This window comes from Shewanella baltica (assembly GCF_900456975.1).
Lineage (GTDB): Bacteria > Pseudomonadota > Gammaproteobacteria > Enterobacterales > Shewanellaceae > Shewanella > Shewanella baltica.
The window spans coordinates 3,582,128-3,602,353 of record NZ_UGYM01000002.1 but is presented as its reverse complement, the minus strand read 5'-3'; the positions used below and the strand labels follow the sequence as shown (position 1 = coordinate 3,602,353).

General features: G+C 46.2%; 19 protein-coding genes. 11 read left to right on the top strand and 8 right to left on the bottom strand.

Features of this window, described 5'->3' with window-relative positions; genetic code table 11:
* Positions 1-78 precede the first annotated feature (78 nt).
* Positions 79-1,551 carry a cytochrome c oxidase accessory protein CcoG gene (gene ccoG / locus DYH48_RS16135; protein ID WP_115335332.1) on the bottom strand — a complete coding sequence of 491 codons (1,473 nt, stop codon included), beginning with the start codon at positions 1,549-1,551 and terminating at the stop codon, positions 79-81.
* A 172-nt stretch (positions 1,552-1,723) separates the two neighbouring features.
* The gene (locus tag DYH48_RS16130; protein ID WP_115335331.1) at positions 1,724-3,184 is read right to left on the bottom strand and encodes a sigma-54 interaction domain-containing protein; all 1,461 of its coding nucleotides are present in this window, start codon (positions 3,182-3,184) and stop codon (positions 1,724-1,726) included.
* Positions 3,185-3,566: 382 nt separating this feature from the next.
* Here DYH48_RS16130 and DYH48_RS16125 point away from each other — a divergent pair, with 382 nt between their 5' ends.
* The gene (locus tag DYH48_RS16125; RefSeq protein ID WP_115336151.1) at positions 3,567-6,170 is read left to right on the top strand and encodes a TonB-dependent receptor plug domain-containing protein; all 2,604 of its coding nucleotides are present in this window, start codon (positions 3,567-3,569) and stop codon (positions 6,168-6,170) included.
* A 122-nt stretch (positions 6,171-6,292) separates the two neighbouring features.
* Here the strand turns inward: DYH48_RS16125 and DYH48_RS16120 are convergent, their stop codons facing one another.
* On the bottom strand, positions 6,293-6,844 hold the full coding sequence (locus DYH48_RS16120) for a thioredoxin family protein (protein ID WP_011846020.1): 552 nt from the start codon (positions 6,842-6,844) through the stop codon (positions 6,293-6,295).
* 235 nt (positions 6,845-7,079) lie between these two features.
* Here DYH48_RS16120 and DYH48_RS16115 point away from each other — a divergent pair, with 235 nt between their 5' ends.
* Positions 7,080-8,621, top strand: coding sequence for a S10 family peptidase (locus tag DYH48_RS16115; RefSeq protein ID WP_115335330.1), 1,542 nt, complete (start codon positions 7,080-7,082; stop codon positions 8,619-8,621).
* A gap of 133 nt (positions 8,622-8,754) precedes the next feature.
* A complete protein-coding gene (locus DYH48_RS16110; RefSeq protein WP_006085833.1) occupies positions 8,755-9,369 on the top strand; it encodes a LysE family translocator in 615 nt (204 codons plus the stop codon).
* 90 nt (positions 9,370-9,459) lie between these two features.
* On the opposite strand, the gene DYH48_RS16105 is transcribed toward DYH48_RS16110, so the two are convergent.
* Positions 9,460-9,780: a DUF3144 domain-containing protein gene (locus DYH48_RS16105; RefSeq protein ID WP_006080519.1), complete on the bottom strand. Its 321-nt coding sequence runs from the start codon at positions 9,778-9,780 to the stop codon at positions 9,460-9,462.
* 72 nt (positions 9,781-9,852) lie between these two features.
* On the bottom strand, positions 9,853-10,416 hold the full coding sequence (locus tag DYH48_RS16100; RefSeq protein WP_012088469.1) for a prepilin-type N-terminal cleavage/methylation domain-containing protein: 564 nt from the start codon (positions 10,414-10,416) through the stop codon (positions 9,853-9,855).
* Positions 10,417-10,603: 187 nt separating this feature from the next.
* Here DYH48_RS16100 and ung point away from each other — a divergent pair, with 187 nt between their 5' ends.
* On the top strand, positions 10,604-11,269 hold the full coding sequence (ung, locus tag DYH48_RS16095) for a uracil-DNA glycosylase (RefSeq protein WP_115335329.1): 666 nt from the start codon (positions 10,604-10,606) through the stop codon (positions 11,267-11,269).
* Positions 11,270-11,353: 84 nt separating this feature from the next.
* Here ung and ispB read toward each other — a convergent pair whose 3' ends face one another.
* On the bottom strand, positions 11,354-12,325 hold the full coding sequence (gene ispB / locus DYH48_RS16090; RefSeq protein WP_037391117.1) for an octaprenyl diphosphate synthase: 972 nt from the start codon (positions 12,323-12,325) through the stop codon (positions 11,354-11,356).
* 271 nt (positions 12,326-12,596) lie between these two features.
* Here ispB and rplU point away from each other — a divergent pair, with 271 nt between their 5' ends.
* The 7 genes from rplU to DYH48_RS16055 all read left to right on the top strand — a co-directional run bounded on the left by rplU (position 12,597) and on the right by DYH48_RS16055 (position 16,966).
* Positions 12,597-12,908: a 50S ribosomal protein L21 gene (gene rplU / locus DYH48_RS16085; protein WP_006080526.1), complete on the top strand. Its 312-nt coding sequence runs from the start codon at positions 12,597-12,599 to the stop codon at positions 12,906-12,908.
* A gap of 14 nt (positions 12,909-12,922) precedes the next feature.
* Complete coding sequence (rpmA, locus tag DYH48_RS16080; RefSeq protein WP_006080527.1) at positions 12,923-13,177, top strand: 50S ribosomal protein L27; 255 nt, start codon at positions 12,923-12,925, stop codon at positions 13,175-13,177.
* A gap of 214 nt (positions 13,178-13,391) precedes the next feature.
* Positions 13,392-14,561, top strand: a complete 1,170-nt coding sequence (gene cgtA / locus DYH48_RS16075) for an Obg family GTPase CgtA (protein WP_006080528.1) — start codon at positions 13,392-13,394, stop codon at positions 14,559-14,561.
* A gap of 27 nt (positions 14,562-14,588) precedes the next feature.
* On the top strand, positions 14,589-15,350 hold the full coding sequence (locus tag DYH48_RS16070; protein WP_012588377.1) for a threonine/serine exporter family protein: 762 nt from the start codon (positions 14,589-14,591) through the stop codon (positions 15,348-15,350).
* The gene (locus DYH48_RS16065; protein ID WP_006080531.1) at positions 15,347-15,820 is read left to right on the top strand and encodes a threonine/serine exporter family protein; all 474 of its coding nucleotides are present in this window, start codon (positions 15,347-15,349) and stop codon (positions 15,818-15,820) included. The genes DYH48_RS16070 and DYH48_RS16065 overlap by 4 nt, the downstream gene beginning before the upstream one ends.
* A 27-nt stretch (positions 15,821-15,847) precedes the next feature.
* On the top strand, positions 15,848-16,330 hold the full coding sequence (gene folA, locus DYH48_RS16060) for a type 3 dihydrofolate reductase (protein WP_006085830.1): 483 nt from the start codon (positions 15,848-15,850) through the stop codon (positions 16,328-16,330).
* 222 nt (positions 16,331-16,552) lie between these two features.
* Positions 16,553-16,966 carry a DUF3718 domain-containing protein gene (locus DYH48_RS16055; RefSeq protein ID WP_006080534.1) on the top strand — a complete coding sequence of 138 codons (414 nt, stop codon included), beginning with the start codon at positions 16,553-16,555 and terminating at the stop codon, positions 16,964-16,966.
* 310 nt (positions 16,967-17,276) lie between these two features.
* Here DYH48_RS16055 and DYH48_RS16050 read toward each other — a convergent pair whose 3' ends face one another.
* Together DYH48_RS16050 and DYH48_RS16045 are read right to left on the bottom strand one after the other, a co-directional pair.
* On the bottom strand, positions 17,277-19,298 hold the full coding sequence (locus DYH48_RS16050) for a methyl-accepting chemotaxis protein (RefSeq protein WP_006085828.1): 2,022 nt from the start codon (positions 19,296-19,298) through the stop codon (positions 17,277-17,279).
* Between the two features lie 96 nt (positions 19,299-19,394).
* Positions 19,395-20,219: a symmetrical bis(5'-nucleosyl)-tetraphosphatase gene (locus DYH48_RS16045; protein ID WP_115335328.1), complete on the bottom strand. Its 825-nt coding sequence runs from the start codon at positions 20,217-20,219 to the stop codon at positions 19,395-19,397.
* Between the last annotated feature and the right edge of the window lie 7 nt (positions 20,220-20,226).

Below are 20,226 nucleotides of genomic sequence, written 5' to 3'. Positions count from 1 at the left end.
GAACGGCGCTTGGGTTGACTCCCCAAGCGCCGATTTAGCGGTTAATGTAGACGGTTACCGATATTAACCGCTAAAAGCCTAGGGACTGAAGAATCCAGTTTCTTGACTCACTTGCTGGCTTGGCTGTTTCACATCCGTCACCGAGAATTGGATCATTTTGCGCCCCGAGGGGATGGCATCCTTATCGGCTAATACAGTGACGGGATAGTCGACTTGTTCGCCTGCAGCCAAGGTAATAATAGGATCGGCAATCAAGCTGAAGGGCATTTCACTGTCAACAGCGAGTTGATACTGCTTAGTGTCCTGCGTTTTGTTGCGGATCTTCAGCTGATAGGTATTTTCAATCTTATTGTCAGCCGTTTCGCGGTACAGGCTCTGACGGTCTCGGATCACGTTAAGCTGGATCTCGCTGCGGCTATTCAAATCTAAACCTATCACTATCAGCATGATCACGACCGCTGCGCCGTAGCCTAAAAATCGCGGCGAGCGCCAATAGGAGTAGCTGACTCCCTTAAGATCATTCTCACTCATGTAGCCGATAAGGTTCGGTTTATAATCGAATTTCAACATGGTTTCATTACAAGCATCGACACAGGCACCGCAGTTGATGCACTCATATTGCAAGCCGTTACGAATATCTATCCCTGTTGGGCACACTTCGACACATAAATTACAGTCAACACAATCACCAAGATTGCTCTCTCTGAGATTAGTTTCTTGCTTACGTTTACGCGGGCCGCGGGATTCACCGCGCTGTGCATCATAGGTCACGGTTTTAGTATTGGCATCGAACATTACAGCTTGGAAACGTGAATAGGGGCAGCAATGTAGACACATTTGCTCGCGCATCCAGCCCGCATTCAGATAAGTACAAATGGCGAAAAACCAGACCCAGCTAGTCACCCAAAAGCTGGCGTTGCCCGTCAATATGTCGAGATAGAGTTCGCGGGCGGGAATAAAATAGCTGATAAAACCACAGCCGGTGAGCAGGGCGGCGAGACCCCAAAGTAAGTGCTTGGTGCTTCTTTTACCTATTTTGCTGCCAGACCAAGACGCTTTGTCGAGTTGCTTGCGTTTGTTGCTGCTGCCTTCGATGCGTGTTTCAATCCACACATAGATAAAGGTCCACGCCGTTTGTGGGCAAAGATAGCCGCACCAAACGCGGCCCCAGAATACGGTAATAAAGAACAGACCGAAGGCGGCGGCGATAAAAATCCATGCGAGTAGGGTAAAGTCCTGCGGCCATAGCGTGATGCCAAAGAAGAAAAACTGTTGCTGGCTGATATCTAACAATATCGCTTGGCGGCCATCGATTGAGATAAACGGCAAGGCGAAAAACAGCACGATCAGCAGGCTATTCATCATGGTTCGCAGGCGCTGAAAATCACCTTTCTGCTCACGAAAATGGATGTTGCCAGAGGGCGTATTGCTCCCTGTTGCAGTTTCGCTGGAGAGGATTTTAATCGGAATGTGCAGCTCGACTGAGGAAGGTTTCGCGTTCACACTCTTATTCACACTTGGAGAATTGGGGGTAACTTCGCTCTTGGGCATAAAGGGTCCTAACGGCTTAAATAAGATTCGCCTCCCTATAGCAAGCGCTAGGCCAAGTTTTAACTGATTCAACCATATGATATATATGGTTATTTTATGATGCGAGCTAAGTGGTAGTCACGATATATCACACATTGGCGATATATCGCGTTTTTAGCTTGTGTGGTTAGAGTTATATTTCACTCGATTGACGTTGGATCCCCAGTTTTTTCATCCGCGATCTCAGTGTACTTGCCGGAACGCCTAAGACATTCGCCGCGCCGAGTGGACCGGATATTCGCCAGTTTAAGCGTTTAAGAGTCTGTTCTATATGCAAGGCTTCCGCTTCTGCTAAGGTTTGGCCTTGGGCTTGAGCTAAGGGGTTGTTGCTCGGCATCGCATGGATCTGCAGAATATCGCCTTGGGATAGAATGGCTTCGCGCTCGAGGATGTTTTGCAATTCGCGCACATTGCCCGGCCATGTGTAAGCCATGAGTTTTTGCAGCCCTTTTTGGCTCACACCGCGGATTTTTTTGCCTAACTTACGATTCAAACTGTGCAGTATATGGCTGACGAGTTCGGGGATATCTTCGATCCTCGCGCGCAGTGGTGGCACTTGAATAGGGAATACATTCAAGCGGTAATAGAGATCCATCCGAAATAATCCCTGCTCGACCCGCTTGAGTAAGTCGTGGTGACTGGCGGCGACCAAGCGAATATCCACTTGAATGGTTTCGCTGCCTCCGAGGCGTTCGAAGGATTGCTCTTGGATGACCCGCAGTAGTTTTGATTGGGCTTCTAAACTGAGTTCTGCCACTTCATCGAGGAACAGCGTGCCTTGGTGAGCAAGTTCGAAGCGGCCTTTACGGCGACTGGTGGCACCGGTAAATGCGCCTTTCTCGTGACCAAAGAGTTCACTTTCTAACAAAGATGCCGAAAATGCGGCGCAGTTGACGCTGATCATCGGCTTGTCTTTGCGGCGACTGAGTTGATGTAAGTTACGGGCAACGAGCTCTTTTCCTGTGCCATTTTCACCACAAATGAGCACAGTACTGTCGGTATTAGCCACCATATGCAATTGCTGGATCATGTGGCGGATCACGCTACTGGCGCCCGAAATATCCACATCACCCGTTTTGTCAGCAAGTTCAGCCTGCAGATAATGATTCTCCGAGGCGAGTCGCTCCGAGAGCGCCTGCACTTGCGCCAATGCTTGGCGTAATGACTGCTCTGTTTGCTTTTGAATACTAATGTCACGAAATATCGCGACTACGCCAATCAGTTCATTATCACGGTAAACGGGGGTGGAACTGTAATACACGGGGAAGCTGCTGCCATCTTTACGCCAGAACACATCATGGGTGATTTCTCGGGTAATACCATCCTTTAAGGTGTTGTAAATCGGGCAATCTTCTTGGGGATAATGGCTACCATCCGCATGGCTGTGGTGATGGCAGTTATGGATATTTTTGCCCAGTAACTCTTCATTCTTCCAACCTGTCATGCATTCTGCCGCTGGATTGATAAACACCGCATTACCGCTTAAATCAAATCCATAAATACCTTCACCGACAGCGTTAAGCAGTAACTGGTTTTCCGGTAAGAAATGCTTATCTACCGATTTTTCATTATTGACCGAAATCTCATTTGTCATCTGTGGTACTCAGGTTTAGGCGGTATTGCCTGAGTATACCTTAAGTCGTATGACGCGATATATCGTGTTTTTGATTGAACTATTGAGTACTTACCTCTTTATGGTGACATTTGGACTCACATTTTTGGCACTCTGAAATGCATTTTTACCTAATGCGGTACCTTAAAAAATATTTACCTATAACAAACTGATCTAAAAGAGAAATGACTAATATTCATTCAAAAGTCTGATTTAACATTGGATATTGTCTTATTTATGTTATAAAAATGTTATTGTTATGTAAAAAATAACTTTGTATTGACCGTAGTTGCAAGGTTTAGGGATGAGAATCGCATAAAGCAGGTCAGGTATTCTAAAAAAATAATAAGCAGTTGGGATGAATATGATGACCTCAAAGAAGCAGAAGTTTGGATTAAGTGCAGTCAGTTTGGCGATTACATTAGCTTTGTCTGGTAGCTTCATTAGCCCGCAAGCCATGGCTGAGGAAGAAGACGCTGCTGTTAAAAATGAAGGCGTGGAAAAGATTGCGGTTGTTGGTTCACGTGCGGCACCACGCTCAATCGGCGATTCCCCAGTTCCAATTGATATTATTAGTAGTGACGACCTTAAAAAGAATGGTTCGACTGACATGATTGATATGTTAGTGACATCGGTACCTTCGTTTAACTCGCGCGCTCAACCCATTAGTGATGCGGCAACCTTAGTGCGTCCCGTTAACTTACGAGGTTTGCCTTCCGACAGTACCTTAGTGTTAGTCAATGGTAAGCGTCGTCACCGCGCAGCTGTGATTGCGTTCCAAGGCGGCGGCATTAACGATGGTGCTCAAGGCCCAGATATTTCAGTTATTCCTGGTTCTGCATTGAAGCAAGTCGAAGTGCTGCGTGACGGCGCTGCGGCGCAATACGGCTCTGATGCGATTGCAGGGGTCATGAACTTTGTCTTAAAAGATAATTCCGATGGTGGCTCCATCACAGTGACCCAAGGTGAATATTACGAGGGTGACGGTGCTACGACCACAGTCGAAGGCGATGTTGGTTTACCGCTGACAGATAATGGCTTTGTTAACTTAAGCTTCCAGTATAAAAATGCGGATGCAACCAGTCGAAGTGTGCAGCGTCCCGATGCGGCTAACTTAGCTGTGCGGGGTAATACAGCGATTAATGACCCCGCTCAAGTATGGGGCAATCCTGAAATTAATGATGACTACTCAGTGTTCATCAACTCAGGCTTAGACATTAATGCCAATATGCATGCTTATGCCTTTGGTAACCTGTCATCCCGCGATGCCGTAGGTGGTTTCTATTATCGTTACCCACAAAATCGTAGCAACGTGTATTCCAATGACGATGGTCAGAATTTACTCGTGGGCGCGGTTAATGGTGATAAAACGACTTGTGTGGCTGTGCCTATTCCTAAAATTGATACAAATAACGACGGTATTCCTGATACTGACGGCAACGTACTCGATACTGATGCTTACAAGGCGATGGTTGCCGATCCCAATTGCTTTGCCATGAACCAGATATTCCCAGGTGGCTATACGCCGCAGTTCACCGGTACCATTGAAGATATGTCTTTCTTCGCCGGTGTAAAAGGCGATATCGGCGAGTGGAATTATGATTTCAGTGCCGGTACGGGCAGTAACAAAGCCAGCTTTGGCCTTAAAAATTCTTTAAATCCATCATTGGGATTAGACACACCGACTGATTTCGATACGGGTGCCTATGAGCAAGTTGAAACCACAGTTAACTTAGACTTCTCGCGTTTCATTACTATAGGCGGCATCGAAGACATTAGTTTTGCTTCTGGTTTTGAATGGCGTAATGAGTCGTTTGAGATTTTTCAAGGTGATGAAGCCTCGTGGATTGCTGGCCCTTATGCTAGCCAAGGTTTCAATATAGGTGCGCACGGATTTAAAGGCTTTGGTCCAGAATCTGCGGGTAAAAACTCTCGTCACAATATCGGTATCTATACGGATTTAGAAGCTTATTTAAGTGATGACTGGTTAGTCGGTTTAGCACTGCGTTACGAAGACTTTTCGACCTTTGGTGATACGTTAAATTACAAACTGACATTGCAGTATTCCGCAACGGATGAGTTGTCGTTCCGCGCATCACACAGCACAGGTTTCCGTGCGCCAACCGTGGGTCAAGAAAACGTCGTCAACACGCAGACATCGATTATCGAAGGTGAACTGATCCAGACGTTTATTGCGCCACCCACCGATCCGCTTGCGGCATTTTATGGCGGGGAAGTGTTAAAGCCTGAAGAGTCAACAAGCTATGCGTTAGGCGCAGTGTATGAATACGAAAGCTTTTTCTTAACGGTCGATTATTACAACATTGGCGTTGAGGGTCGTATTGCGCAGTCGAGTAAGATTGATGTTGAAGCTAAAGACTATGATGCGCTGCGTGCAGCGGGCGTTGAGTTCCCTGAGTTGATCCAAGGCGTGAGTTATTACACCAACGACTTTGATACTACGACTCAAGGTATCGATATCGTCGCCTCCTATGATGCGGAAATTCTGTCGGGTAATGCTAAATTCAGTCTTGCCTATGGTTGGACCGATACCAGCGTTGATAAATACGATCCCGAAACCACTGATGAAGGCAAAGTTCGCCGTTTAGAAGATGGTATTCCTGCACACCGTGCAACCTTGACCTGGGCGCAGTCATGGGATCAATTAAGCATGTCACTGCGTGGTAACTACTTCGGTGAGTACTATGCGACTCATGCTGACGATACCTCTGATTGGGGTTCTGAAATGGCCGATGCTGCAGTCACCATAGATCTGGAAGTGAGCTATGAGTTATTTGATGGCTTAACCCTGGCAGTAGGGGCAAATAACCTATTCGACCAAAAAGCGCAAAAGCTGAAAGTGGGCGATGATTACGCTTATTCTCAACTTGGTGGCGTTTACTATGAAAGTGGGCCATTCGATTACAACGGTGGCTTCTACTATGGCCGTGTAAATTACCGTTTTTAATGAGTAAGCCAATTTATAGAAGCGATTTCTAACCCACCTTTCAAGAAATTTGGCTTTTATAGATTTGAAGTGAAGTGAGCAAAAAGGCTGCAGTGCAGCCTTTTTTATTGGTTATTTTTCCGTTAGCTGCGATTCGTTTGTGCGGCAGCAAGGCCATTCAGCACATCACTCATACTGAGTTTTGACGGCAAAAGAATGCCATTGGGTGCGCTTGGACCGTAGATTTTATTGTAGGGTGTACCAGGTACACCTTCGTGGCGCATATAGCTTTCAATCGTTTTGTTGGCCTCACTCCAGTTGCCTTGCATCAGGATAATGTTGTCTGCCATTAAGGCATTCACAATTTGTTCCCTGTGGGTGACTTCGGCTTTATTGGTTTGGCAAATGGTGCACCAATCTGAAGTAATATCGACAAATACGGTATAGCCTTGGGCAACCAGAGGCGCAATTTGCTCGGGCGCTAAGGTGTGCCATTGCAGTTTTTGATAGGCTTGATAATCCTCGCCTTTATGCACAAATCCAATAATAGCGCCAAGTCCTAAGGCGAAAAATCCCAGTACAAAGATTACCGCCAGCGGTATGATTTTTCCTTTTTGTCTTTGCCAAATCAGCAGCAAGATAGCGCCGATTAATAGGCAAAGAATGATAATACTGATCAGAGTAATAGTGCTCATAAAACTTCCTGCTGGAGAATGGCGTGCCTTTATTAAACATTGAGGCTTAGGAATACAGACTTAGATTCGTGCTTATCTTAGCGGTTAACGGCTTAAATCAGCGTGAATTTATGGGATTTAATTTGTGCAGCCCTTTGACGCATTCAGTTGCAATTGTGTTTTGCGCCTGCTGTTGAGTCTTTGTAAGCTGGGCAAGATGATAGTTACCGCTATAACAAAAATAAAAGGAAATAAGATGACACCTTTACTATCGCGTCGACGCTCGTCGGCTAGGCCGCTTTGGTCATTATTCGTGTTGCCGTTGATCGTATTCTGCTCGAGCCTTAGCTATGCCGAACCCGCCAAAAAGGCCGAAGATAAAGCCGACAAGCTTGTCCCTGAGGTGGTTAAAACCGAGCATAAGATGACGATTCAAGGGCAAAAAGTCAGTTATCAAGCGATCAGTGGCGAGACTATTTTAAAGGATGATAAAGACGAACCGCTGGCGAGTATTTTCTCTATTACCTATTTACGTGACGATGTTAAAGACAGCAACAAACGCCCCGTAACCTTTATTTTTAACGGCGGTCCGGGCTCGGCATCGCTCTGGTTACACATGGGCTTATTTGGCCCTAAACGTGTGGTGGTGCCGGATGCAAAGGACGATGGCGCAGCACCTTATCGCATTGAATCAAACGACTACTCTATGCTCGATGAGTCCGATCTTGTGTTCATCGATCCCGTAGGTACTGGCTTTAGCCGCGCTTTGGGCGATAAAAAAGGTGCGGATTTTTGGGGCGTGAAAGAAGATGCCCAGTCGATTGCCGAGTTTATTCGCCGCTGGTTGATTGAGCATAAACGTTGGAACTCCCCTAAATATTTGGCCGGCGAGAGTTACGGTACTACCCGCGCGGCAGCACTTGTGAATGAATTGCAGGGCGGTTGGACCGACATTTCGGTCAATGGAATTATGCTGATTTCATCCATTCTCGATTTTAGTCATGCCCGCTACCAGCCGGGTAACAACCTGCCATACATTGGTTTTTTACCGACGATGGCGGCAACGGCTTTTTACCATAATAAAGTCAGCGCTGCGGATAAAGCTTTAGGGCTGGAGGCTTTTATTGAGGAAGCGCGCCAGTTTGCGATCAAAGATTATGCCCTCGCGTTGTTGCAAGGCAGCCGCTTAACACCCGAGGCATATCAAGCTGTACGTCAAAGCTTGGCGCGCTTTACGGGTTTAAGTGAGCACTATTTAGATCGTGTTAATTTGCGCGTGAGCGCCAGTCGATACACTAAGGAGCTGCTCAGAGAGCAAGATTTGACGATAGGACGCTTAGACAGCCGCTACACAGGTAAAGACTACGACAGTGGCGGCGACTCAACCGACGATGATCCATCAGGTTATGGGATTGATGGCGCTTATACGGCTGCCATGCATCAATATCTGTATGACGATTTGGGCGTGACCTTATCCCGTCCTTTCAACGTCCTCTCCGTTGATGTGAACCGGAGTTGGAACTGGAATATCAGCGGTAAGCAGATGCACTATGTCAACGTCGCCCCTTATCTTGGCCAAGCGCAACGTGAGAACAAAGATCTGCGGATTTTTGTCGGCAACGGTTACTTTGACTTTGCGACACCATTTTTTGCCACCGAAAATACCTTTGCCGATAACGGCATAGATAATAGTCGTGTGAGTATGCATTACTATAAAGCGGGGCACATGATGTACGTTGAGCCCGAATCCTTAACCCAGTTAGTGAAGGATATCCGTGCTTTTTATCAGCCTAAATAGCCGTTAATTTATCGACAAACGGATTGATTAGCGTTAACGCCTTAATGGCGCGATGCTAGAATAGCAAACAAGTTAAGGCCCCAGAGTTTATCTACATCAATGGGGCCTTTTTATTCGGCGTAAGGTGTGTTCAATGAGTTTTAGTACTTGGTTAGGTTTATTGGCTATTTGTTGTTTGGGGGCTATGTCGCCGGGCCCAAGTTTAGCTATGGTGGTGCGCCATACCTTAGGCGGTGGACGGGGCAAGGGCATAGTGTGTGCGTGGGCACATTCAATAGGCATTGGGATTTATGCGTTGGTGACGTTACTTGGCTTAGCCGTCGTACTTAAAAAGGCGCCCTTAGTCTTTAATGGCATTGCGATTCTCGGTGCTTTGTATCTGGCTTGGATGGGAGTTCAGGCGCTGCGTTCCAAGGGCGGTATGCAAGCTAAATTGGCCGCAGGGGAGGCGACAGATACCTTGACCGCAGCCCGTGATGGTATCGCCATTTCCTTATTCAATCCTAAAATCATGCTATTTTTCCTCGCATTATTCAGCCAATTCGTGATGGTGGCCGACAGCATGACAGCTAAAGCCTTAATCGTTTTTACCCCATTAGTGGTCGATGGTCTTTGGTATACGCTTATTGCTTTGTTGTTGTCCCACTCAAGCGTGTTGCCTAAGTTACGGGAAAAGGCTGGGTTAATTGATAAGTTGTCTGGCGTGGTATTGATACTGCTAGCGATCCGCGTGGTATATACGCTTTAATTATTTATTGCAGGTAATTTGTTTCAACAAACAAAAACGCCATCAATCGATGGCGTTTTTTTATGTTATCGCGATGCATGAAGGGCGTGCTTAGCCTTTAAACATTTGCACTGAATTGTCGGCTTGTTCTGCCACCGCTTCTTGGAGAATTGGCGGATTCGCGATGTGATCGTCTAAGTTGTCACTCAGCATTTCTTTGAATTCACTGCTAAACCATTCTAATGCACTTTCTTTCTCGGCGCCGAGATCCGCTGATTTAATTGCGGCTTCGAAGGCGTTAAAACGTGCCGCGGCAAAACGGAGTGCTGTGCCCACTTTACCTACATCTGCTTCTTGTTGACTTAGCTGATTGGCTAAGGCAATAAACTGATCGGCAAGTTCGTAAATGGTGGTGTTGCTCGTGTCGGTCATGGCGTTCACTCTAAAAGTAACAGATTAAAGTTCGATTCTAACTTAATTGACGTAAGAAGGAATCGTCAGGCATTAACTATTGGGATCTGTGTCGGTAATGACGACTCCGGTTTGGGAGTCATAACTGATCGAGAGTTTGTCGTTTGTTCGATAGAAATAAGTGCACTTGCCAGGATTGGTATAACTGGCTTTGTAGTCGGTTTCTGTCGCATCAACATTTAAGCGCGAGACACTCGGTTGGGTATTTTGGAATAATACTTCCCATACTGAGATACAGTCTTCGACATTATCAAGCGACGGTGAGGCTTCATTACCAAAGATATAGTGCTGTGCAGGCCAGCCGAAGGCGTTAAAATCCACTTGTTCAGATTGCGCAGTGCCAAATACGGGTAAGTCTTCTTTTGGACCTGAGCCCACTTTTACCGCCCAAACGGAGCGGGCCAGATTAATGGCTGACTTAAAGCCACCGCCTGCGGCTTTGACTGTGGCGATTTGCGCATCTTGCTGCACATTGATAAATTTTGGCAGGGCCACTACCGCTAAAATACCGAGCACTATGATGACCACCACAAGCTCTATTAAGGTGAAACCCGTTTGATGTCGTTGTATCAATTTATCAGAATGTTGGATCATCATGGCGTATTAGACAGTGCGAGAATGGGCGCACTATAGCATTTAAATTCGAATGTTTTAAATTGAAAGTCTTAAAGCGAAACACTGCAAACATAGCCTTATCACTTATCGACAAGCATAACCTTCAAACTTGCCATTCTACAGCAGGGCTTTTAAGCTAACCCGATAATAGGATTGAGGAAGTAAAATCGTGACTCAGGCGACATGGCAAACATTTATCGATGAGCAAAGGGCTTTGCCTTATTTTCAGCAACTAAGTGCATTTGTAGACAATGAACGTAGGGCTGGGAAAGTGGTTTATCCCCCCGAAGCCGATGTTTTTAATGCTTTTACTATGACTCCGCTTGAAAAGGTTAAAGTGGTATTGATTGGCCAAGATCCCTATCACGGCCCAGATCAAGCCCATGGTTTATGCTTTTCGGTCAAACGCGGTATTAAACCGCCGCCTTCCTTAGCCAATATGTACAAGGAATTAGCGACAGATATTGATGGCTTTACCATTCCATCCCACGGGGATTTATCCGCATGGGCGGAGCAGGGGATATTAATGCTCAATACGGTGCTGACCGTTGAGCAAGGCAAGGCGCACTCCCATGCCAAAGCGGGTTGGGAAGTGTTTACGACTGCCGTGCTGGAATTATTAAATCGCCAGACTCAGCCGATTATCTTCGTGCTTTGGGGCAGTCATGCCATCAAAAAAGGTCAAGTGATTAACGCACCGCAACATCAAGTGCTTACTGGGCCGCATCCTTCACCTTTATCGGCCTATCGGGGTTTTTTTGGCTGTGGGCATTTTTCTCAAGTGAATCAATTATTACTTGAGCGGGGCGAGGCGCCGATCCGCTGGCAGGTTTAATCTTAGGGTTGCGGGTTTGAGGCAATAAAAAAGGTCTTACTGAGTAAGACCTTTTCTTTGGGCTAAAAATGAATTAGCGAGTAATCAATGATTACGGTCGACCGAAATCTTAGCTAGCGCAACTAAGGCTTGCTTGTAGTCGCTGTCGGGTAGAATCGATAATGCCTCGATGGCTTTCTCTGATTCTTCAATCGCTTTTTGCTGGGTGTAGTTTAACGCGCCGCAATGGTGCAGTGCTGCCACTATTTTATCTATGGCCTGTGTACCATCGCCTTGCTCAATTGCTTGACGTATGAGGTGTTTCTCTTCGTCTGTGCCATGGGCAATGGCATAGATGAGTGGCAGAGTTGGTTTACCTTCAGCAAGGTCATCACCTATGTTCTTGCCTAGCTCATCACTGTCGGCGGTATAGTCGAGTAAATCGTCGGTAAGCTGGAAGGCGGTACCAAGATACTTACCATAGTTACCTAAGGCGGTTTCTTGCTCTGGCGTCGCACCCGCTAACACACCCGCAAGCAGAGTAGCCGCTTCAAACAACTTAGCTGTTTTACAATAAATGACCCGCATATAGCTTTCTTCTGTGGTATCAGGATCGTTGCAATTCATCAGTTGTAAGACTTCGCCCTCGGCCAACACGTTCGTGGTATCCGCTAACACTCTGAGCACTTTCATGCTGTCGAGTTCAGTCATCATCTGGAATGAACGGGTATAAAGAAAATCCCCGACCAGCACGCTGGCGCTATTGCCGAACAGTGCGTTGGCGGTTTCTCGTCCGCGGCGCAATGTCGATTCATCAACTACATCATCGTGGAGCAATGAGGCCGTATGGATAAACTCAATAATCGCCGCTAGCTTAAGATGCGCTTCGCCTTCGTAGCTCACCGCACGTGCGGCTAATACCGACAGCAGAGGACGAAGACGTTTACCACCACCATTAATAATGTAAAAACCTAATTGATTAATTAGGGCGACATCTGATTCAAGCTGTTTATATATCAGCTGATTGACTGCTTGCATATCAGTGTCAGCCAGTTGACGAATAGCGTTTAAATCCATAGTAGACTCTGGTTGTGGGGTCATTACGTACCGGCCCCTGTTTAGGCTCACGTGTTATAATGAAATGAATTTTACCTAAAATTCTGACATATGACAGCACTAGCTCAACTAATGTGAGAGTTAATCCGGTCTTTTTTTATTCTTTCCTAATTAGGGCTTGCCAGAGTTAGATTCTTCGCGTAAACTCCGCGCCCATTGTCAATAAAGTTTTTATAGCACCCTGCCTCATCCAAGAATGAGCCCGCGTGTTAGGAATTGGAGTAAAATAGCTATGTACGCTGTTTTTCAAAGTGGTGGTAAACAACACCGTGTAGCCGAAGGCCACACTGTTCGTTTAGAAAAGTTAGAAGTTGCAACTGGCGAAACTATCGAATTCGATCAAGTTCTTTTGATCGCTGATGGCGAAACAGTGCATGTTGGTGCTCCTTTAGTAGCTGGCGGTAAAGTCGTTGCTGAAGTTGTAAGTCACGGTCGTGGCGATAAAGTAACTATCGTTAAGTTCCGTCGTCGTAAGCATCACGACAAGAAAATGGGCCACCGTCAGTGGTTCACTGAAGTTAAAATTACTGCTATCAACGCATAATAGGAGTCTAACTCATGGCACATAAAAAAGCTGGCGGTTCTACTCGTAACGGCCGCGATTCAGAAAGTAAACGTCTAGGTGTTAAGCGCTTTGGCGGTGAATCAGTTCTAGCTGGTAACATTATCGTTCGTCAACGTGGTACTAAATTCCACGCTGGTGTAAACGTAGGTATTGGTCGTGACCATACTCTGTTTGCTCTGACTGACGGTAAAGTGAAATTCGAAGTTAAAGGCGCTAATAACCGTAAGTTTATTAGCATCGAAGCTTAATTTTCGAACCTAGCTTATACTGTTAAAGCCCCGCCATTGGTGGGGCTTTCTGTTTTTTGTGCTTCTATTTACGCCGTGTAGATGCTTGAGTTGGTAAATGATTACCAAGAATGAGCATTGACAGGTAAGATTGGGAGCAAAGTATCTCGAGTTTTTTGGCGACCAATGAAGTTAGACGGTATAATTGCTTCATTCAGTGGTGCCAGGAGTAAGTATGAAGTTTGTCGATGAGGCAGTAATTAGGGTCGAAGCAGGCGACGGCGGTAGCGGTTGTGTTAGCTTTAGGCGCGAAAAGTATGTACCTGATGGTGGTCCTGATGGTGGTGATGGTGGCGACGGCGGCAGTGTTTTCCTGCAAGCTGACGAAAACTTCAACACTTTGATCGAGTTCCGTTTTGAACGTTTTCACATGGCTGAACGTGGCGAAAATGGTCGTGGCCGTGATTGTACCGGTCACAGCGGTAAAGATTTGATCTTAAAAGTTCCTGTTGGTACTCGCGCGGTCGATCATGATACTGAAGAAGTCCTTGGGGATTTAACGACCCACGGTCAAAAGCTATTGGTTGCCAAAGGTGGTTTCCATGGTTTAGGTAACACCCGTTTTAAGAGCAGTACTAACCGTGCCCCACGTCAAAAGACGTTAGGAACACCTGGTGAAGTTCGTAGCCTTAAATTAGAGTTGTTACTGCTGGCTGACGTTGGTTTGCTTGGCATGCCTAACGCGGGTAAGTCGACATTCATTCGTGCGGTTTCCCGTGCAACGCCGAAAGTGGCTGATTATCCGTTTACAACACTAGTGCCTAACTTAGGTGTGGTTAATCCACGTCCTGGTCAAAGCTTTGTGATCGCGGATATTCCAGGTCTTATCGAAGGCGCAGCCGATGGTGCTGGTTTAGGTATTCGCTTCTTAAAGCATCTTGAGCGTTGTCGTATTCTACTGCACATCATCGACATTGAGCCTATTGACGGAACCGATCCGGTTGAGTCTGCGCGCGCTATCGTTGGTGAGCTTGAGAAGTACTCTCCAAAGTTGGCGAGCAAGCCACGTTGGTTAGTCTTTAACAAAACCGATTTGCTGCTTGAAGAAGAGCTGCAACAAAAGGTTGATCGCATCGTTAAAGAAATGGGTTGGGAAGGCGACGTTTACACTATTTCTGCCTACAACCGCGACGGCACTAATGAGTTGGCATTAAAGCTCCTCGATTATATTGCGAGCTTGCCACCAGAAGACAATGAAATCGACCCAGACAGTGAAGTCGAGTTCAAGTGGGATAATTATCATCAAGCTAACTTAGATTCTGTAAATGAAGACTATGTTGATGAAGATGATGACGACGACTTTGATGATGACGACTACGACGTAGAAGTTATTTACCAGAGATAATCTTACCGTCTTAATTTTGAGAGTTCCGTGTACGCAGATACTCAAAATGATATTACTCGGCAAGTTGTGCGTGCTGCACAACTGCTACTGGCCTACGGCGCAGAATCTGATTTAGTTGAAGAAATCAGCCAGCGTCTAGGTCAGGCTTTAGGCCTTGCCAGCGTAGAGCTCTCTATTTCCTCCAATTCCCTCGTGTTAACCAGTTTAGTTCATGGTCGCTGTATCACTACGACTCGTCGTATTCGTGAGCATGGCATTAATATGACCATAGTTTGTGAATTACAACGCATCTGTTTATTAGCTGAAAAAGGTCTGTATGGCCCCAACGAAGTCCGTAAACGTTTGGCGCGGATTGAGCCTAAAACCTATCCTCCTAGTTTAGTTGTCTTCATGATTGGCCTGTCTTGTGCCAGTTTTTGTCACCTTTTTAAGGGTGATCTTATCTCGTGTGTGATTACCTTTTTTGCCGCAGCTGTGGGCATGTCGGTACGTTTAGCGATTGCTAAGCAGCATTTTAATTTATTGGTTAACTTTGCCGTCACGGCTTTCGTCACCAGTATGTTGGCTCAAACTGGCTATGTGTTTGCATTGAGTGAAACGCCTAAAGCAGCTATGGCCGCGAGTGTGCTAATGCTGGTGCCGGGTTTTCCGATGATCAATGCGATTTCTGACATGGTGAAAGGGCATATGAATGTCGGCATCTCCCGTTGGGGCCATGCGACCTTGCTGACCGTTTCTTCTGTGATAGGCATTACGATTGCGATGCAGATCGGCGGGATTTTCCTATGATGGAACTACTGATAACGCTGCTGCACGATGCTTTTTTCTCAGCAATTCCTGCCGTGGGATTTGCTATGGTGTTTAATGTTCCTAAACGATTTCTTCCCTATTGCGCCTTAGCGGGAGCCATTGGTCATAGCTCGCGTACCTTAATGCTACAGTTTGGTTTACCGATTGAGTGGGCCACCTTTGCCGCGGCTGCAATCGTCGGGATTATTACGATAGGGTTTGGAAAACGCCATTTAGCACCACCTTTAATGTATGCTGTCGCCGCTATTATTCCTATGATCCCAGGCACTTATGCCTTTAATACCGTTATTGCCTTAGTGCAACTGACTGCTCAGTCTCAGGTGAGTCCTGAACTGACGGCGCAAGTGATTAGTAATGGCCTCAAAACCGTCTTTATTCTCGGGGCGTTAGCTGTGGGGCTGGCCATGCCGAGCTTGCTGTATTTCAGAACCCGCCCCGTCATTCAATAATTCTATTTCAATAAAACAGGAGTGAGCATGCGCATTGCTATGATAGCCGCGATGGCAAACAATCGAGTCATCGGAAAAGAGAATAAAATGCCATGGCATCTTCCTGAAGATCTACGTCACTTTAAAGCCATGACCCTAGGTAAGCCTGTGGTGATGGGGCGTAAGACCTTTGAGTCCATTGGTAGACCCCTTCCTGGTCGACATAATATAGTGATTTCACGTCAAACGGATCTCGTCATTGAGGGCGTGACTTGTGTGACCTCTTTTGATGCAGCCAAACAAGCCGCCGGCGAGTGTGAAGAGTTAGTGGTGATTGGTGGCGGACAGCTTTATGCCGAGTTATTACCTTACGCAGATACCTTATATTTGACGCAAATCAAGCTAGAGGTTGAGGGCGATACATTTTTCCCCCATTGGGATGACGGAACTTGGAAAGAAACGGAATCTTTGTCTAGTATAAATGCGGATGGTTTGGAATATCGCTTTATCAATTTGGTAAAAAAATGTTAAATTGCAGCCTCTGTTGTGTACCCTGTGTGTATGGGGCGTCAGTTTATCTAACGTATTGCATCATATCGGACATTTAGTTTTCACGGAAAGAAGAGATAGCCGATTTCGTTATCCTAGATTTCGAACGAGAGCTAAAGCCAAGAGGTCAATACCCTTGAGAGACGAGATGCAGCCCATACAAAATTGATAATAAAACTATAAGAAAGTATTAAGGAGTATCGGATGCGTCTTATGCCTGTAGCCTTGGCTGCGTTAATTGGATTTAGCTATATCACTGTACCAACCCCTGCTGTTGCGGGCGTTGATCCACTTGTCGCGAGTATTTGCGATTACGTCAAAGCTAACGATAAAAACCGCCTACGTAAAAAATTAAAAGAAAGCCGCGTTAAGCTACGTCAGATTTACAGTGGCATCAGTTGCGATGGCGCAAGTCTATTGCGTACCGCTTACGGCGCGAGTGCTAACGATGCCGGTGAGTTTGTGGCTAAACGTTTGTCGGTGACGGAACTGAGTGTCGCTGAAGCGGATGGTATGACTATCCAAGCTTGGGCTGAAGCAAACGGTCATGGTGATAGCCCTATCACTGCTGCAGTGAAAGAGCGTCTTGGCGCTGCTGCGGGCGGCGAAGAAGAGTAATCGCTGAGCTGGACTCGTTGCACCGAACTAGCGGCACTTTAGCTCTATTTGCAGCTTAGTTATATTAGGCGACGAGTATTAAGCAATGGGTTTAAGCCATTAGCGTTAAGAGCCTAGCATTAAGCGCTTTGCATTAAACGTCTGGCCTTGAATCAGAAAAAATGCCGAACTTAAGTTCGGCATTTTTTATGGCCCTAATTTGCACTAAGTCGGTCAGACCGAGTGATTGGTATGATAGGGAAAGTAAATTTGGCCCAAAAGAAAGGGCCGCTAAGCGACCCTTGGTTTAGAAGGTTTTAGCAATTAACATTTAGACTCTAAATTCGCCGACTGAGGCTTGAAGTTCTTCGGCTAGTTTGGCGACTTGATGGCTAGACTGAGCCGTTTGATCTGCACCGATGGCCGTTTCTTCCGAAATGGCAGCAATATGCTCGAGTTTCTCAGACACTTGCTGACTCACTAAATTCTGCTCTTGAGCTGCATGGGCGATATGAGTGCCTGAGTCATAGGCCTTATGCACAGACTGGCTAATGGTTTCGAGGGCAATGTTGGCTTGCTCAGTTTTTTCAACACAGGCATTTGCCTGAGCACGTCCCATATCCATGGCGGCAACGGCTTGCTCTGCACCTTGTTGCAACACTTCGATCATCTGTTGGATCTCTCGGGTCGATACCTGAGTGCGTGAGGCTAAGCTACGGACTTCATCGGCAACCACCGCAAAGCCACGACCTTGTTCACCGGCTCTAGCAGCTTCAATGGCGGCGTTAAGGGCGAGTAGGTTAGTCTGCTCTGCAATGCCGCGGATCACATCCAAAATTGAGCCAATTGAGGCGCTATCAGACTGCACTTTATTGATCACAACGCCTGCCTTGGCCACTTCATCGGCTAAAGCCAAAATCGTCAGTTTGTTCTCTTCGGCAATGGCTCGCATATGCTGAGTTTCTTGGTCGGCTTGCTTGATTTGCTCAAGGGCTTGATCAGCACTTAAGGACACCTGCTGCGCGCTAGAGCTCAGTTCTGTGGTTGCAGTGGCCACTTGGTCCACTTGGCTTTTTTGCTCTTGAATGCCCGAAGTGGTTTGCGCTGTGATTGCCGACGTTTGTTCAGCTGCCGCGGCCAGTTGGTTCGATCTATCCAAGATACCGATAATCAAACTGCGTAAGCTATCGACGAGACGGTTGCAGTTTTTCGCCAGCTCTGCAAATTCATCGTGTCCAGAGTCATCAAGCTTATGGGTAAGGTTGCCTGAGGCTAAGACGTTAAGGGCATTGTTCACTTGGCTGAGTGAGCGTTTGAGCGGGTTCACTACAGCAAAACTCACAATAACAGCGACAATAATGGCAACTAACACCACAATCATTGTTTGTATGCTAGCAGAGTCAATCTTAGCTATGGTGTCGTTACTCATGTTGGCGGCAACAAGTTCGATGTTATTACTCACATCATCCATGTTCGTGTTAATGACTTTCACGTCTTTTTCGATAATACCGAGTTTGACCACGGCTTCTTTAGCATGGGAAAGCTGGCTCGACTTCAGCTGTAACATAGATTGCGGGCCGGTAACTAGCGCTAAAACTTTTTCAATATCTTTAGTGACTGAACTTAAGGTATTCGCTTCGACGATACCTTGACCGTGACGATTCACATATTCAAGTTTGTTCTTGGTTTCGCTGATAATGTAGTCAAGTTCTTTAGAGATTAGTTCGTGCTTACTGTCTTCTTCATTGGTGACTAAGTCTGCGATAGTGGTGATGATATTCCCGAGGCTAGTATCAATCGCGCTGGCTGACGCGGCCAGACTCTGCTCATCGGGATTTTGACTGCTTTCTAAATCAACAATATCGAGCAGTTCCGATGAGGCATCATCGGCGGCATTTTCGAGTTTTTTCTTTAGATTAACTAACTGTTCTTGCTTGCTTAATGAAGCTTCACGTTCGGCGATCATAGCAAGGCTGTCTCGTTCAAAGCTTGAGAAGCTACCGCTTAATTGGCTGATTAAGGAGGTAAGCTCTGGCTGGCTTTTCACTAATTGGGTGATGTTAGCTATTTCGTTTTTGAACTGAGTTCCATGATCATCGAACACTTTGCGAATACTGGGAATATTGGCCGATTTAGGTGTGTGATAGGCAATCAGGATTTGTCTTTGTTGCTCGCTCAAGGTTTCACTGAGGTGATTGGTCGACTTAAGCGCGGGCAAGCTTAATTCTTGCATCATCGCCGAGCTTGCTTTTAGGCTGTTGTTGGTTAAGTAGGATGTAAATCCTAGCACCACGAGCAAAAGTGTGACAATACCAAAACCGCCAATCACTCTGGTGGCTACGTTAAATTTCATAGGATACTCCGATTTTTATTATATTTTTCCAAATGAAAACAGGGCGATTTCAGGGTTAGGCGGCTCAGTCTGTTATCGACTTTAAGCTGTTTTAGTTTAACTCTTTTTTAACTTTTTTTGCGTAATTTTTTGGTCTTTTTCAAGATGCCATAGGGTTAAGTGTTCACCCCAGCAACAACCTGTATCTAAAGCCTTTAATTTACTATCGCCGACATTGCCCATCAGTGCTGCCCAATGGCCGAAAACCAAGGTGTGGCTCTGGCGCAGGGGCGAAGCAAACTCAAACCAAGGTTTGAGTTGTGGATTAGTACAGTTTTCAGGAGGTTGTTTACAATCAAAATCGAGTCGGCCATCGACATAGAGGTAGCGCATGCGTGTTAATGCGTTGATGCAGTAACGTAGGCGCTCTATGCCAATTGCACTTGGGTCCCATTGTTCGGCGCTATCCGAATACATTTGGCTTATCAGTGCCTCAAGATAATCATCTTGTTTGAGTGCGCAACTGACGAGTGCGGCTTCTTCTCTTAATACTTCAAGCGACCACTGCGGTGGTACACCCGCATGACTCATGATGAGTTGGTGTTCGGGTAATTCACGCATTAGGGGTTGCTGTCTCAGCCAGTCAATTGAGGCTGAAATATCGGGCGATTCAAGAATTTCAGTTAAATTATCGCTGGGCTTAGCGCGTTTGAGCTTGCCGTGTAACGCCATTAAGTGGAGATCGTGATTGCCTAAAACCGTTTTAGCGGAATCACCTAAAGAACGAAAAAAACGTAGTGTAGCTAAGGAATCTGGTCCGCGAGCAACAAGATCACCTACAGCCCAGAGTTCATCACGGGAGGGATTAAAATCGACCTTAGCGAGTAATTTTTGTAATTCAACGAAACAGCCTTGAATGTCACCAACAAAATAATGCGCCACAGTACCC

Bases quoted from the DNA above. Each gene is read 5' to 3' on its own strand.
- ccoG (WP_115335332.1), bottom strand. From the start codon at position 1,551: ATGCCCAAGAGCGAAGTTACCCCCAATTCTCCAAGTGTGAATAAGAGT.
- ispB (WP_037391117.1), bottom strand. From the start codon at position 12,325: ATGGATTTAAACGCTATTCGTCAACTGGCTGACACTGATATGCAAGCA.
- DYH48_RS16130 (WP_115335331.1), bottom strand. From the start codon at position 3,184: ATGACAAATGAGATTTCGGTCAATAATGAAAAATCGGTAGATAAGCAT.
- DYH48_RS16065 (WP_006080531.1), top strand. From the start codon at position 15,347: ATGATGGAACTACTGATAACGCTGCTGCACGATGCTTTTTTCTCAGCA.
- DYH48_RS16120 (WP_011846020.1), bottom strand. From the start codon at position 6,844: ATGAGCACTATTACTCTGATCAGTATTATCATTCTTTGCCTATTAATC.
- DYH48_RS16050 (WP_006085828.1), bottom strand. From the start codon at position 19,298: ATGAAATTTAACGTAGCCACCAGAGTGATTGGCGGTTTTGGTATTGTC.
- rpmA (WP_006080527.1), top strand. From the start codon at position 12,923: ATGGCACATAAAAAAGCTGGCGGTTCTACTCGTAACGGCCGCGATTCA.
- DYH48_RS16115 (WP_115335330.1), top strand. From the start codon at position 7,080: ATGACACCTTTACTATCGCGTCGACGCTCGTCGGCTAGGCCGCTTTGG.
- cgtA (WP_006080528.1), top strand. From the start codon at position 13,392: ATGAAGTTTGTCGATGAGGCAGTAATTAGGGTCGAAGCAGGCGACGGC.
- rplU (WP_006080526.1), top strand. From the start codon at position 12,597: ATGTACGCTGTTTTTCAAAGTGGTGGTAAACAACACCGTGTAGCCGAA.
- DYH48_RS16105 (WP_006080519.1), bottom strand. From the start codon at position 9,780: ATGACCGACACGAGCAACACCACCATTTACGAACTTGCCGATCAGTTT.
- DYH48_RS16110 (WP_006085833.1), top strand. From the start codon at position 8,755: ATGAGTTTTAGTACTTGGTTAGGTTTATTGGCTATTTGTTGTTTGGGG.
- DYH48_RS16100 (WP_012088469.1), bottom strand. From the start codon at position 10,416: ATGATGATCCAACATTCTGATAAATTGATACAACGACATCAAACGGGT.
- folA (WP_006085830.1), top strand. From the start codon at position 15,848: ATGCGCATTGCTATGATAGCCGCGATGGCAAACAATCGAGTCATCGGA.
- DYH48_RS16125 (WP_115336151.1), top strand. From the start codon at position 3,567: ATGATGACCTCAAAGAAGCAGAAGTTTGGATTAAGTGCAGTCAGTTTG.
- DYH48_RS16055 (WP_006080534.1), top strand. From the start codon at position 16,553: ATGCGTCTTATGCCTGTAGCCTTGGCTGCGTTAATTGGATTTAGCTAT.